Source organism: Polynucleobacter sp. MG-Unter2-18 (genome assembly GCF_018687675.1).
GTDB lineage: Bacteria > Pseudomonadota > Gammaproteobacteria > Burkholderiales > Burkholderiaceae > Polynucleobacter.
The window spans coordinates 821,586-835,241 of record NZ_CP061302.1; the positions used below are offsets into that span (position 1 = coordinate 821,586).

Genomic DNA, 13,656 nt, shown 5'->3' on the forward strand with positions numbered 1-13,656 from the left:
ATTAGAAGGTTCCACGTAATCCAAGCATGAGGCTTCTACCGGGTTGCGGCGCAAAGAGTCTGACAGCCATTGGTGTAGTGGCATACCGAATTTGCTCATTAAGTAAGTTTTTCAGATTCAGATACACAGTCCAATTCACATCTTGAATTTTCTCTGTATAAGAGATGCCAGCATTTAATAAGTTGTAACTCGGTGCTGGTCCAATTTCCCAGTTAGCCAGTTTGTTCTGTTGATAGCTATAGATGTAGGTAGCATTAGTAAGCCAGCCATTACGCTGATGTGCGATCTCAGCGCCTAAACGCGGAGCAGGCTGGAGTGGCAGATTGCCACCTGCATCAAAGGTTCCTTGGGAAGCATCTCCAAAAACACGACCACCAACACCATGCTCACGCCAGTTATAAGTAAGCTCGCCCTCAACACCCTTAATGGTTGCTGCAGCTTGCTGTGCTGTAACTACAGAGAAGTTTTCTTGGGTAGGGATATATTGGCCAGTGTAGTAACCATAAATATAGTTATTAAAACGATTGGCATACACACTAGCTTTAGCGCGCATCAATCCACTAGTTTTTTGAAGATTGAATTCTAGATTATGTGAAGTTTCTTTATTAAGATTGGGATTGCCAATATCAAAAGTAGCAGTAGATTCATGTGCACCATACGAGTAAAGTTCTTGGGCGCTCGGAGCACGTTGTGAAACTGTATACGCTGCACCTGCACCATGACCTTGCATAAAGTTCCATAAACCACCAGCTGAGTAAGAGAGTAAATTAAAGCTACGATTTTGCAATGTTATCGCTGGTGTATTTCCACCGGTATTGACTGTTTGTTGCTCTAGCGCAGTTCCAAGATTTGGCTTTTGTGCCATATTGTTATAGCGCAGGCCAAGATTACCTTGTAGAGAATTCCACCTGCCTTCCTCAATCCAAAATAAAGCATTGGAATTGGTTTTAGTTGGCGGCACTATTGCATAGCTTCCGGTGCCAAGTTCCGTAGCATTGAGTGAGGCTGTAGATATCTGCGCCCCAAAAGTGCCTTTCCAGCCGGCTATTGGATTATGGGCTAATTCAAAACGCGCTTCGTTAGCAATATTTTTCCAGAGTGATGCTGCTACACCCGTGTTATTAAATTCAGTGTGGTTGTAATTTGAATTGGCTGCACTAAATTTGAATGAAGAAAAGCCTGCAAATGGATCGCGCGTTTGATGTTGCAGATCATATCGATTTTGCGACTGATTGATTGATCCACCTTCAGGTGTTGGTATGCCGTACTTATTATTTAAGCGCTCGACTGAAACGCCGGTATATCCATTTTGGCCAATATGAGAAACACCAACGCCCAAATTATTCTGATTACTAAATGAGTTTGGCAACTTACCTGAGTATGGAACGCTCTGCGCTTGGCCAGGATTAATAGACCACGCTTGATTTGGACCACCCTGATTGGCGTATCCAGGTATGCGATAGTCATTGGCATTATTGATGGCGGTATCTACGTGAACCGCTACTGAGCCAAAAGCGCTATCTACCTCTACCGCTCCAGCTCTGCCATTGTTCACTGTTTCATAGCTGGTATTGATAGCGCCCGTTGGTCGATCAGGTAGGTTAGTCAAAATACGATCATTCACTACGTTAACCAGGCCGCCACTAGATCCCGAGCCATAGAGGAGGGCAGCAGCACCACGCAAGATTTCAACTTGATGTGCATTTTGCATATTATTACCAACCGCATGATCTTGCGAGATGTTTGAGACATCGCCCACTGATAGACCATTTTGCAAAATTTGTACTCGAGCACCTTCAAGGCCGCGAATGACTGGACGCGATGATCCTGCGCCATAGCCTGTTGCGGATATACCTAATTCATTGGCAAGCGTGGCACCTAAAGTACTGCCTAATTTATTAAGTAGCTCATCGCCTTGCAAGATCTTGGTTGGCGTCAAAATACTTTGTGTTGCCTCTTGAGATCCAGTAGCCGTGATTTCAAGAGAGGGCTCAGATTGTGCGAGGGCGGCAGTGCCAATGAATCCTGATATCAAAACATAGATCAGCTTGTGCTGAGCTAGTGGCTTGTTGGTTTGATACATGTAATTTCCTTCAATCCTTATGCGCGCTAGCAATTAGATAGCGCAATAAATCTAGAGGCCAAACATGTTTAGTTTGGCGTGTCGGGTGATTTACAGGATGAAGCTAGGTGGGGCTCTAGATTGGTATAGCCCAATTTGAATTCGGGCTGGTGAAGGATTGTTTGATGCTAAATGTGCTTCCTGAGAGAGATCGCTAGGAAGGAAAAGTTTTGATGTTGAGGCAACAAAGCCAGCAAGCGTCAGGGCATCGAGTAAATGACAGCTTTCAAAGCTATGACCAGTTACAGGCGCTTGATCTGTGCAACTCAGTTCAACAGTTTGATGATGTATGCCGGAGTGAGAAATGCTGTGAGCAAAGCCAATCCAGTGGGTACCCAATAAGCTAGCAAGTAGAAAACTGAGGGCAAGAAATCCCCTGAGATGCTTTCTGAATTTGCTTAAAAATGAGGCTTCCATGTCCCGAATCTTACAGTATTTGCCCCTGTAGGGCATCTCGGTGTAGAATATCAATTCCGTCGGAGTGTAGCGCAGCCTGGTAGCGCACCTGCTTTGGGAGCAGGGGGTCCAAGGTTCGAATCCTTGTACTCCGACCACTTTCCCTTATTGTTCTAGATAGACCCAGCATATAACTGCCCATAGCTCAGCTGGATAGAGCAACGCCCTTCTAAGGCGTAGGTCGCACGTTCGAATCGTGCTGGGCAGGCCAAAAACTAAAAGCCGAAAGCAAGTAAAACAAAGGCTTGCGGGTAGAAATCTCAAGAACAGATAACGCCGACTAGATTCAATTTATACACCCTTTTTGACCAGATTTGACTATCGTTTGACCAAAATTTGACCACGTTCAACGGCTTTTGGTTGCAAATACTAGATATGGGGTACCACCCCCACCTAAGTATTTTTCCTAAGTCCTAACAAAGACCCCTATACCCCCGATACACAGTTAGGAGTCCCTAGATCAGACTTACATAGTATTTTGGACAAAGGTCTTCGTATGCACAAACTGATAAAAATATGTGGATCTTGGACGCTATTTTAGAAAAATAAATCTCTTGCAAAACTAAGGTCTCCAATTCAAGATTGAAATCTAAATAAGGGGCAGTTAATGAAGGGATTTTTTATTATGTGGGGCGTGACGTTTTTATTTACTTTTATTACGGGTATGTTTGATAAAAGTTATAAGGAGCCTTGGTTTAATAGAGCATTTAGAGCGGCTGGCTACACATTTATGTTTTGTATCGTCTTAGTAATTCTTAGTTTTTTGGGTATAAGTGGGTCTGGTGATGAATACGGCGAGACTTATTACCGACGTTAAGACTAATGGCAAAAATTGAACTCTACTTTGGAAACCCCACGACCGATAAAGAGTGGGAAATGGTTGAGGCAGAGGCACATGCTGGTGATATATGCATTGAATCTGCGGTGATACAAGACTTTTACTCAATAATTAAACCAATGTTGGTAAAGACGAAGGAGGGGGATAACTACTTTGAATTAGTCATATATAGGCTTTTTGATGTCCTAGTTACGCTTCCACGCATATCTATGGGTGCTTACAGGCACAATGGTTTTGTATTACCAAAAATGACAATTCATGGGGAATATGCTAAAGATAAAGAAACGCATGAAAAAATAATGATTTCAGACACAATGATTGAGGATTTAGGAAGTGAGTTTGAATACAAATGGAATTTTGAATATTTTGACTTTAAGCGTATAGGCAAGGTTGAAGTGTTAGAAAACGAAGTGATTTACCTGCTTAAAAATAAACCGCATGTTTACCGTTTTGGTAGTTTCATGCAGGCTAAAAGGATAAAAAATGCTTAAAAGCCTATTTTTTTTATCTATCTTATGTTCAGTCACGGCATACGCTAAGACTTATGATTTAATTCTGACCCCTTGCGATGTAGGAACAAACTGTAAAAAGTGTTATGAAGTTGTAAAGGTGTCTTATTCAGTTGATGTAGTTAAAAAACAAGTAACCATCTCAGGTAAGAGCATTGAAGGAAAAGACATTAATGAGGTTAATGACAAATGCAAGGTGATCGATGGGAAAAACTGGAGCTGCGACTCGGTCTTCATGACTACTCAAGCAAAGAGCGGAGTCGTTACTATTGCCAATAAATCTTCATCAAGTCTAGCAAACAATAAAAAAGAGGTTTGCTTGGTCAGTCTTTAACTTTCTTTAATTTACGTACTGCAACCAAGGGGGATCAATGGGGTCATTTCATAAAGCAAGCTGTCCTTGTGGATTTGAAACAAGCGTTGTTGTCGGCGGGAGCAGAGAAACTTATATGACAGATTCTACTTTCCCCTTTTACTGTGAAGAGGATGGTCTTATATCTGTAAATTTTAGAGAAGAGCCTTTTACTTGCGATTGTTGTAAGTCCACCGACATTAAGCAGTACGGTATCCCGCCGATATCTCTCCCACCTACGGGTGAATCCCCTTGGCCAACACTTCAAGCATGGGATTTTCAGGCATATCGAGAGGGCAACCTTTGCCCAAAGTGTAAAAAAATGACTCTTATCTTTGGTGGCTCAGAAATACGTTTTGATTAAATCTTTTTAGTTATTAAAAATATATGAATAAATTATTATGTATGAGTCATGCTCGAGGAGGCACTGTGCAAATTAAGTTAATAGTTTTAACCTTTTTAATTTACAACTCTAATGCGGTATTTGCAGATACTATTTGGTGCAAGATGTTCAATGCAGGCTGTATTACTGAAGAACAACTACAAAAGCAGCGGAACTATTGCGCACAGATGGGAAATGATTCTTATCGTGAAAACCTTAATAAAGCCTTAGCCGACCCCACTGTGTGGCAATTTGCGGGTAGTAAAAGCGCACAAGATTACGCTACGATACGTGAACGTCAGATGACTATTACCTGTTTCAAAACGACTACTCCACAAAGTTACTAAATTGTATTCGAACAAAAACCTAAGCTATTTCTTTGAAAAATATTTTAGAAATTATCTTTTAATAAAGAATTTACGAACAATATTCAAAATAAAAATATGTTATTCCACTGGTGCTTATGTTCTTTAAAATACTAATATTGATCAGCTAACATGAAGTTACCAAAAAATTTACAGCGGTTTCAAATAATTGTTCCGGCTTTTAATGAAGAGGAGTCGCTCGATGCTGTAATACAGCATGCCTATGATTATGGTTATTTCAATAATCTACTCATCGTAGATGATGCTTCTACGGATTCAACGCCCGAAATTCTTAAAAAGTGGAGCAATAATTTCGGACTCCGTGTAATTCGACTTCAGGAAAATTGTAAGAAGGAGGGAGCGGTAAAGGTTGCAATGAAGGCGTTACAGAAAGCTGGCGAATTAAAACCATTTACCTTATTGCTAGATGCTGATTCTATGCTTATCGGGGATCTCTCTAATAAGGACGTACCTCAACAGATCGAAAAGTGCATTCAGCAAATGCTGGTATCTTTGTGCAAAGGCATGGCGTTTCGTATTGAAGTATCGCCGCTTTGCAGTACAACATTTTTTGATAAATGTGCTTTTGCAGACTATACAGCCATGCAGTTTGATCAGTGGCTACTCGCACTTCAACACCAACTTTGGGTTATCAACGGAGTTGGCGGCATATTTGATACAAATCATCTGATGAAAATTTTAGATGAGATAGAACCAGACTTTGAGACGGGCGATTTAATAATTACTGTCAAACTGATGATTGACAAACAGATAGTTGCCTTTTCTTCTGGATTTTCCGTAGAAACATTTGTACCACGGGATCTCCGTAGCTACTTTAATCAACGGCGTCGATGGGAGCGCGGAACTACTAAGGTTCTCTGGAATGAGAGGTTTTTTTACTTTAAACTTTTCCCCGGCCTGCGTTTAATGGCCCTATCAACCATAATCCACCTTTCCCTCTATCTCGGGTTAATTACTTCGACGGTGTTAATTATTTTAGATAATATTACTTGGATCGATTTTTTTACTATTTGGATTTTTTCTGCATTAGCATGGTTTGCGGTAAGTATTATTAAGGGTGCAATCATAAAAATTACAAGGCCTGATTTGCAGATGAAGCGCTTTGTACTATGCGCTGCCCTAAATAGCTTGTTATGGTTTTTTGTAACATCCCCGGCTAGACTTACTGGATTTTTCGAGGCTATTTATCAAATAATTACCGGAGCTTCTAGATTTAAAAGCCATAGCCAAATTACAGTCAAGTATTCATGGGTGCCCACTCAAGATACACATGTTGTTGCAGCGAGAAAAATTGCGTTAACCGAATAATGAAGACAATTTTAGTTATTGTGGTTAGCTTAATTGCGTTACCAGTAGCATTTAGTAATGCTCAAGCATCTATTCAATGCGTCAAAAAGATCTCAGTGCAAGCCCATGACAGAGGGATAGTGGTTGATGGCACATTAATATATGTTAAGTCTGTATCCTATACAGTACCAAAATTATCGAATACTGAAAATGATGATATAGCACTCGTAAAAGCTGATTTTTTAGCCATTAAGAATGCTGGTTTTAATACTATTAGAGGTTATGAGCCACTTTCTCCAGAGGTTCTTGACGAAGCAGAAGATCAAGGGATTTTTGTCATTCAAGCCTTAGTACATCTTAGTGATGAAACAAACTTTGATTCGGATGACGAGCTGCAGGAATTGATAAAGCGGGCGCAGCGAGTAGTAGCTCGAGATCGCTGTCGATCTGGAGTGATACTTTGGAGTATTTGGAACGATGCCCCCTTTAATTGGGGATCCTCTGGCGGTAATGTTGTCGAGCGCTTTGGAGCGCCCGTTGTGCATCAGTTCCTTAGGCGCCTTAGAGACTCTGTAAAGAATGCAGATAAGTCACGTCCATTGACTGCTGCAAATGTCTTAAATGCAAAACATGCCGAAATCGGAATGAGCTTGCTTGATGTTATTGGCGTTAATTCATATCTTGGTATTTTTGACTGGCCTTCACAAAAGTATTCATATACTTTAGCTGCGGAGACTTTAACTCGTATTTTGCGAATCTCAGAAAAATATCGAAAACCTATCTGGATATCTGAAACTGGGATTTCTTCAGTTCTTGGTGCAGATCCGGCTTGGTTAGTAATACCTGATCAATTACAGATGATTGAAGGTAAAAAGTTTCTTGGCTTTTCACTTTTTCAGTGGAGAGATGACCCAGCTAAAGCGATTCAAGGCGCAGAAATAAGTCGAGATATTGAGGCTAACTGGGGGCTTTTAACCTCAGAGGGGAAGCCAAAGAATGCACTTGCGCATGTTTCTGCATTACTTAGGGGGAATGGTAAAAGTCACGAATCCATAAACACTGCTATTGGAGGCTGGAAAGTCTTTAATCCGAATTTACTTAGAATATCGAGGTCAAATATATTTGAGGACTTTCTTTTTTCTGATGTCGAATCGCTTCGATTAGCATATCGAATTCAATCTAAAGGCAAATCTCGTTCTTACATTACAGCGCCGAATAGTCAGGGTCAATTATCAGGAGGAATTCTCGTTCGATATGTCCCAGAGGACTTTGGCGCTTGGCTTGCCTTTGGGCGTATATTAGTAAAGCCCGTTCCCTTAGTGAACTACGATAGTCTCATTATTGATATTGGGGAGCATAAGGGGGGTAGCGTAAACTTAACAATTATGTTTCGACTAACTGATGGTCATATTATTCGTACACCGCCACTCTTGTTACGCAGCAATAAGTCCAATATGTATCAGTTAGATTTAAAGGAGCTTATGGGAAATAGACCCGTGAATGCCCCTGCGATAAATTTTTCGGAGATTAGTTTTAAACTGAACGATGTAGCAAACTTTGAAGAAGTTGGTGTTCCAGTCCGACTTTTAATTAATAACGTACAGCTTATCAATATGCAATGAATAGTTTGGTAGTTGAACTACACCTTCAATACGTACCTGTATACAGTAAGACATTTAGGACTAGTTCCACAGCTTCCCATGATTCATAATTGCTGTAATGTTCTAATGTTCTAATGTTCTAATGTTCTACGATTTTTCCCATTTAGAGCAATAAATTTTATTAATAACCCCCTTGTCCGATCTTCAATTTTTAAAAATACACGGCTGACGTATAGCCCGCCTTAGCGGGCATAACGTCTTTAGACGTACCAAGTGGCTGGCGGGCTTCCCCCTTGTGTTTATTTGGGCTTGAAGTCCGCTAGTTAATGGTGGCTTGCGGCGGGCTTGACTTATCTGCCACAAACCTATATCAGTCATGGGGTTCTAGTCCGCCATGCTACTTTTAGTATTTGAATGAATGGCTGACTTAACAGCGGCCTTGGCAGTATTTACTTTTAGGACTCCCTTTACTTGCTTTGGTATTGAATGTTCCTGACGTTCTATTTCACTTGGCTTATGTATCAAGATGTCACCGCAATCAATTAGACTCTGTAATGTATCCCTTAGCTTTGCTTTACTACATTTAAAGTAACCATCCTTACCTGAGAGGGCATCCAGATTGTTCTTAGTTGTATTTAAGTGAGTATTTATGTATTCAATTATTTTCTGACCTATCTTTTCATACTCAGAAAGTTTTCCCGCTGGGCTAGGAATAATTAATGTGGTCGGCTCTATTACAATTGTGTGAAAGGATGGTGAGAATACTTTTTTAAGCCATACACCTTCATTGGTTCCTCCGTAGCTATTTTTGGCGAGACTGAACCATACATACTCTTTTCTCGATAATTCAAGTCCATGCTTCTTAGCTATAGCTTCAGTCATAGGAATTAATCCTGACATCTGCCTTGTTGCGTTCTCAAATGCAAGCGAACCAACTGCAAATCCTTGCTCAAACTCTTCAGCTTTAATATTATTTTTTCCAATATGAGCTGCAAGTACAACTGAACTCCCCGTAGCATGCACAATCTTATTAGCCTCCCTGCATATTGCAGTTGCTGTTTCAGAGATATTCAAATCTCCCGCGGTAAATCCTTGCATATGATCAAGGATTATCAGACCATCTTTTAACGCATGTTGATTTAAGAGCTCAATTATTTCTTCTGCAACACCAGATCCCTTATAGTGCCCTTTATCAATGACTGTTAGCCTCGTATCTAATCCCATTAGGGGAATTAGTAGTAGGTTGTCGATGGCAGCTTGCCTCTCATTTGCTGGCCATGAGTCAACTAAAGCACTAAATTTCCTATTGACCTCCTCCTGATCTTCTTCGCAAAAGAACATCGCTGATTTTTGTTGATTTAGGGGGTATCCATTCCATTCTTTGCCAGCTGCTACATGACTAGCAATAGAAATCAGGAGTGAGGTTTTCCCCATGGCCCCAAGCGCCACTAGTGTAGATAAGGCATTACTAGGAAATAGTCTAATCCCATCACAAATTTTTGGACCTACAAATTGTCTTGGGGGCATTCCTTGTGGAATGTAGGTGGGCCTATAGTTTGTAATATTTGAAAGGATAGGTTTTTTTATGGTACTTATAGTCGGCGCCGACATTGCTGAATTTTGAATATCTGAAAACGCCTTTTTTAAAGTTCGCTCCCCATATGTTTCTTCCCCCCGTTTTTCATCCCATTTAGCTCTGCAAAGCTGTGAGGTTCTAAATACATGGTCAGCCTCAGAGGAAGTTAAACCTTGCCTAGCTAGGTATCCGCATAAAGCGAGGTCAGCTGCAGAGTGATCGCTTCCATAGGGGCTTAAATTACCGTGGAAGATCTCTTTATATTTATTGCTCCCGCTGGCAGGGTTATAGATATCAGGAAGTTTCATTTGAATACTCATAGGAACTAGTGCCATGTTTTTGCTGACAGCATTTGACGATTGAGTAATGCTTACGGGCTGCTGTTCCCCCCCTTGTGATAGAAGTGTTATGAATTCATCGATTAGATCTTGGCCCTGGATTAGCGTTTTCATTATTTGCCCTCCTTGCTTCCAATCGTGTGACCAGTGACTGTTAAAAACCGTCCATCGTCATAGACTTCTAGACTATCTTTTTTTCGCCCGCCACCCTCTAAGCTACCCGCAACAAATAACCTTATGCCACTTCTACTAGGTGATATTTCGCAATGAGCACCATCTTTAAATGCCTTCTTCACCCATTCTTCAACTTCGGGTCTTTTCTCAAATACTTCTGCTGCATCATCAATATCAATTCCTGTTATTCCATTTCCTGTTAGAAGAACGCCGACTCCAGAGTAATTCTTCTCCTTATAGGCTTTCATTGCTTCTGCCAATGTTCCAAATTTCTTAGGTTGATTTGCGCCTTCCTTCCGACCTGTCAAGGGATTCCTTGGGGCTTTATTCCATTTCCCAGTGTGCTTACCATCTTTATCTAATCTTGGTTCGGCTTTCCAAACGCCCCATGGTTGAGCTTTAAGTTCATCTGGAATATTGTCAAAATTTGGCTCAAGCCAATCTGGTTCGTTAAATTCATCTTCAATAATTACATCATCAATAGTTTTCATATTTTTCCTAATTTCAGTTTTAAAAAGTACTGCGAATTTGGAATATTATGTTTTTTTATCTGTGCGATGTAGGCTATTTCTTAATGTCACCTATTGCTAGAGCAATACGAAAAAACTCAATAAATATATGGCTCTAGAGGTTTTTAAGCTTGTTGTATTTTTTCAACATTTTTATGAAATTAAATTTTTACTTCATCAAGTTTTAAAAATATAGCTTCGTGAGAAGGGTGTGTATATCGCTTTAGCATTTCCAAAGTTTGATGTCCGCTGATGTGAGACAACTCAATTACATTTAGGCCAGCATCAGATAGTCGACTTAGGGCTTCATGGCGTAAATCATGAAATCGTAGGTCATCAAAAGGGTTAGCTCCAACACCATTCCATTGACCTTTTACATAGTCTTTAAGGCGCCCAAATTGGCTCCGCAGAGCGTCCATTCCCATCGGAAATATCTTTTCCTCTTCTTTAGTCAGAGCCTCTAATACCTCCATTGCTTGCTTTGTAAGTGGCACTTGGCGAGGTTCACCATTTTTTGTCTGATGAAGATAAGCTTTACGATTAGGTAGGTCAATATCAGCCCATGTAAGCCCCATGAGCTCTCCTCGCCTCATTCCTGTGTGGATGGCAAATTGAATGATTGAGCGTAGTAGGGGGATTGATAGCTGGTCGCAACCAGATAGAAGCAGAGATTCTAATTCAGCATTGACACGTTTATTTCTACCTTTTGATGGTGGCATCCGTTTTATACCCTTAATAGGGTTTGCAATATCTAACTCCCATTCATCATTGAGCATCTGAAAGAGTTTTGAGACGGTATTGAAATAGTGGTTAATGGTTTCACCAGAGCGTCCTAGCTTAAGAAGGTCGTCACGAAGCGCTAGAACAGCAGGTTTATGGATTTGAACAACTGGTAGGCTTCCCCACCTTTTAATGAGGATATTTAGCCTAGAGATTTCACAGCGCACAATCTTTTTGTGAATAGAGTGCGTTTTTTTATAGTGCTCGGCAGCATCTTTAAAGAGGGTGCTTTTATTCAATATACGTATTGAACTGTTATTAGATGGCCTTACTAGGCCCTGATCGATTTGATTCTCAATGTTTCTGCTCCAGCGAACTGCCTCGGCGTGAGTGTTAAAAGTTTTTGATTGAGTGGGATAACCTCTACGTATAACTCTGACTCTGTAATTCTTTCCACGTTTTTGAATGGCTGCCACAAATGACTCCGTTGACCAAAAATTGACCAAATGACGTCATCTATTTTTTTATTTCCTTACAAGTCTTTGATTCACTTAGTTTTTCCCATAGCTCAGCTGGATAGAGCAACGCCCTTCTAAGGCGTAGGTCGCACGTTCGAATCGTGCTGGGCAGGCCAAAGGCCCGACTGGCCCGCGAGAAGACATCAAAAAACCCAGTTTTATAGCGGTCAGTTGACCAAATATTGACCAAGCTCGTTAATCATATGGATCGCCGCGGTAGGGCGTAGGTTGATCAGTAAATTTGTAGGGTAAACCGACAAATTTCCACTTAGAAAGTGTTTAAATTCCACATTCTTACAGCTTATTCATTAGGGTAACTACGCCCCACATGATCCGTAAATCTATATCTGTATAAGGATAATTATTCTAATTAATACATATATTTAAATGAGTGGGGGCTTCAATGTTCTTTAAAAGATTTTTGGTTGGAGTTTTTTCAATCTCAATAATTACTGGACCTGTATTTGCTCAATCCGATTCTGTCCAAAAACAAAAAAAGCCCAATATTGTTTACTTCCTTGTCGATAACACCGGGTGGGGTTCCTTCGGTGTTTATGGTGGAACAGTAGCCACACCAAATATTGATAAGTTGGCCAGCCAGGGTATTCGCTTTAATAACTACAACGTTGAAGTGCAGTGCACCCCATCTCGCTCTGCCATCATGACCGGTCGTATGCCTGTGCGTTCCGGAACTTACACAGTTCCTTGGCCGGGTCAAGGCAAGGCTGGAATGGCGCCATGGGAGTACACCATCGCTAAGCTGCTTTCTGATTCAGGCTATGCAACTGCTTTGTATGGGAAATGGCATCTTGGAGATACTCAAGGTCGAATGCCTAATGATCAAGGCTTTGATGAATGGTGGGGCATACCAAACACTTGGGATGAGGCAGGATATACACAGTGGCCTCTATTTAAGGAGAGCGGGGTTCCTGTGCCGATGGTATGGGAAGGCAAGAAAGGTCAAAAATCTAAACCCGTCATACCACTTGATCTAAAGATTCGTCCAGTGATTGATGAGAAGTACATCATTCCCAAGACGGTTGAATACATTAAACGTAATGCAGCAGCAGATAAACCCTTCTTTGTTTATGTGGGCTATTCAGAAATGCATGAGCCACCAATGGCTAATCCAAACTTTGCCGGAAAATCTTCTCAACGCGGCGGACTCTTCGCAGATTTAGTTGCCGAGATGGACTATCGGGTTGGGCAGGTAATGCAAGCTGTTAAGGATGCCGGCGTTGAAGACAATACGATCTTTATCTTCAGTAGTGATAACGCTGGAGGTGGTGCGAGCCCACAGATTGGTGGCGCCACCAATGGACCATGGCGCGGCGATTTCTTCAACACTCCGTTTGAGGGAAGCATGAGGGTGCCTGCAATGATTCGTTGGCCAGGAAAAGTACCATCAGGCGTGGTGACTGAGCAAATGTTTGCTGCAGTAGATTGGATGCCAACAATCGCTGGTATGGTTGGCTCATCTAATTTAGTTCCTAAGGATCGACCTATCGATGGTGTTGATGCCTCGCAATTCATGCTGGGTAAAAGTAAAACAACTGGTCGTGATTTATATCCATTCTTTGGTATCGATGGCGAATTAATGTCTATTAAATGGAAAACATATAAGACGATCTTCCGGTACGCGCAATCTCCAGTTTCTATTCAGCAGCCTTATGTGAAAGCACAGATTCCGATGATTTACGACTTGAGTAGTGATCCGCATGAAGATAATAACCTTATGTATACGGATCTGACCTTGGGTTGGGTTTACGCCCCAAGCTTTAAATGGATAGAGGGTTACGAGCAAAGTGTGAAGAAGTACCCAAATATCAAGGTTGGTGAAGATTTCAAAGGTTACACAAATAAATAGGTAGTTGTATTAATAACAGCA

General features: G+C 41.1%; 11 protein-coding genes and 3 tRNA genes. 9 read left to right on the plus strand and 5 right to left on the minus strand.

The features are described 5' to 3' along the window. Window position 1 precedes the first annotated feature (1 nt). Together C2759_RS04325 and C2759_RS04330 are read right to left on the minus strand one after the other, a co-directional pair. A complete protein-coding gene (locus C2759_RS04325; RefSeq protein WP_215356432.1) occupies window positions 2-2,083 on the minus strand; it encodes a TonB-dependent receptor in 2,082 nt (693 codons plus the stop codon). A 90-nt stretch (window positions 2,084-2,173) separates the two neighbouring features. After that, a complete protein-coding gene (locus C2759_RS04330; protein ID WP_215356433.1) occupies window positions 2,174-2,539 on the minus strand; it encodes a hypothetical protein in 366 nt (121 codons plus the stop codon). Between the two features lie 60 nt (window positions 2,540-2,599). Here C2759_RS04330 and C2759_RS04335 point away from each other — a divergent pair. The 7 genes from C2759_RS04335 (at window position 2,600) to C2759_RS04365 (ending at window position 7,954) form a co-directional block, all read left to right on the plus strand. Next, window positions 2,600-2,676: transfer RNA gene (locus tag C2759_RS04335), tRNA-Pro, on the plus strand. A 36-nt stretch (window positions 2,677-2,712) separates the two neighbouring features. After that, window positions 2,713-2,789, plus strand: a tRNA-Arg gene (locus C2759_RS04340). A gap of 611 nt (window positions 2,790-3,400) precedes the next feature. After that, window positions 3,401-3,907: a hypothetical protein gene (locus C2759_RS04345; protein WP_215356434.1), complete on the plus strand. Its 507-nt coding sequence runs from the start codon at window positions 3,401-3,403 to the stop codon at window positions 3,905-3,907. Further along, window positions 3,900-4,259, plus strand: a complete 360-nt coding sequence (locus tag C2759_RS04350) for a hypothetical protein (protein WP_215356435.1) — start codon at window positions 3,900-3,902, stop codon at window positions 4,257-4,259. Before C2759_RS04345 ends, C2759_RS04350 begins: the two co-directional genes overlap by 8 nt. 405 nt (window positions 4,260-4,664) lie before the next feature. Next, complete coding sequence (locus C2759_RS04355; protein WP_215356436.1) at window positions 4,665-5,006, plus strand: hypothetical protein; 342 nt, start codon at window positions 4,665-4,667, stop codon at window positions 5,004-5,006. A gap of 150 nt (window positions 5,007-5,156) precedes the next feature. Then, on the plus strand, window positions 5,157-6,353 hold the full coding sequence (locus C2759_RS04360; RefSeq protein ID WP_215356437.1) for a glycosyltransferase family 2 protein: 1,197 nt from the start codon (window positions 5,157-5,159) through the stop codon (window positions 6,351-6,353). After that, window positions 6,353-7,954 carry a glycoside hydrolase family 2 TIM barrel-domain containing protein gene (locus C2759_RS04365; protein ID WP_215356438.1) on the plus strand — a complete coding sequence of 534 codons (1,602 nt, stop codon included), beginning with the start codon at window positions 6,353-6,355 and terminating at the stop codon, window positions 7,952-7,954. The genes C2759_RS04360 and C2759_RS04365 overlap by 1 nt, the downstream gene beginning before the upstream one ends. Window positions 7,955-8,317: 363 nt before the next feature. Here C2759_RS04365 and C2759_RS04370 read toward each other — a convergent pair whose 3' ends face one another. The 3 genes from C2759_RS04370 to C2759_RS04380 all read right to left on the minus strand — a co-directional run bounded on the left by C2759_RS04370 (window position 8,318) and on the right by C2759_RS04380 (window position 11,549). Next, window positions 8,318-9,961: an AAA family ATPase gene (locus C2759_RS04370; RefSeq protein WP_215356439.1), complete on the minus strand. Its 1,644-nt coding sequence runs from the start codon at window positions 9,959-9,961 to the stop codon at window positions 8,318-8,320. Then, on the minus strand, window positions 9,961-10,512 hold the full coding sequence (locus C2759_RS04375) for a hypothetical protein (RefSeq protein WP_215356440.1): 552 nt from the start codon (window positions 10,510-10,512) through the stop codon (window positions 9,961-9,963). The genes C2759_RS04370 and C2759_RS04375 overlap by 1 nt, the downstream gene beginning before the upstream one ends. A gap of 179 nt (window positions 10,513-10,691) precedes the next feature. Next, the gene (locus C2759_RS04380; protein WP_215356441.1) at window positions 10,692-11,549 is read right to left on the minus strand and encodes a site-specific integrase; all 858 of its coding nucleotides are present in this window, start codon (window positions 11,547-11,549) and stop codon (window positions 10,692-10,694) included. Window positions 11,550-11,807: 258 nt separating this feature from the next. Between C2759_RS04380 and C2759_RS04385 the strand changes: the two genes are divergently transcribed. After that, window positions 11,808-11,884, plus strand: a tRNA-Arg gene (locus C2759_RS04385). 287 nt (window positions 11,885-12,171) lie between these two features. Beyond that, window positions 12,172-13,635: an arylsulfatase gene (locus C2759_RS04390; RefSeq protein ID WP_215356442.1), complete on the plus strand. Its 1,464-nt coding sequence runs from the start codon at window positions 12,172-12,174 to the stop codon at window positions 13,633-13,635. Window positions 13,636-13,656 lie beyond the last annotated feature (21 nt).

What these genes read in the sequence shown, in the direction of transcription:
- C2759_RS04325 (WP_215356432.1), bottom strand. Translation starts at nt 2,083, where the DNA reads ATGTATCAAACCAACAAGCCACTAGCTCAGCACAAGCTGATCTATGTT.
- C2759_RS04330 (WP_215356433.1), bottom strand. Translation starts at nt 2,539, where the DNA reads ATGGAAGCCTCATTTTTAAGCAAATTCAGAAAGCATCTCAGGGGATTT.
- C2759_RS04345 (WP_215356434.1), top strand. Translation starts at nt 3,401, where the DNA reads ATGGCAAAAATTGAACTCTACTTTGGAAACCCCACGACCGATAAAGAG.
- C2759_RS04350 (WP_215356435.1), top strand. Translation starts at nt 3,900, where the DNA reads ATGCTTAAAAGCCTATTTTTTTTATCTATCTTATGTTCAGTCACGGCA.
- C2759_RS04355 (WP_215356436.1), top strand. Translation starts at nt 4,665, where the DNA reads ATGAATAAATTATTATGTATGAGTCATGCTCGAGGAGGCACTGTGCAA.
- C2759_RS04360 (WP_215356437.1), top strand. Translation starts at nt 5,157, where the DNA reads ATGAAGTTACCAAAAAATTTACAGCGGTTTCAAATAATTGTTCCGGCT.
- C2759_RS04365 (WP_215356438.1), top strand. Translation starts at nt 6,353, where the DNA reads ATGAAGACAATTTTAGTTATTGTGGTTAGCTTAATTGCGTTACCAGTA.
- C2759_RS04370 (WP_215356439.1), bottom strand. Translation starts at nt 9,961, where the DNA reads ATGAAAACGCTAATCCAGGGCCAAGATCTAATCGATGAATTCATAACA.
- C2759_RS04375 (WP_215356440.1), bottom strand. Translation starts at nt 10,512, where the DNA reads ATGAAAACTATTGATGATGTAATTATTGAAGATGAATTTAACGAACCA.
- C2759_RS04390 (WP_215356442.1), top strand. Translation starts at nt 12,172, where the DNA reads ATGTTCTTTAAAAGATTTTTGGTTGGAGTTTTTTCAATCTCAATAATT.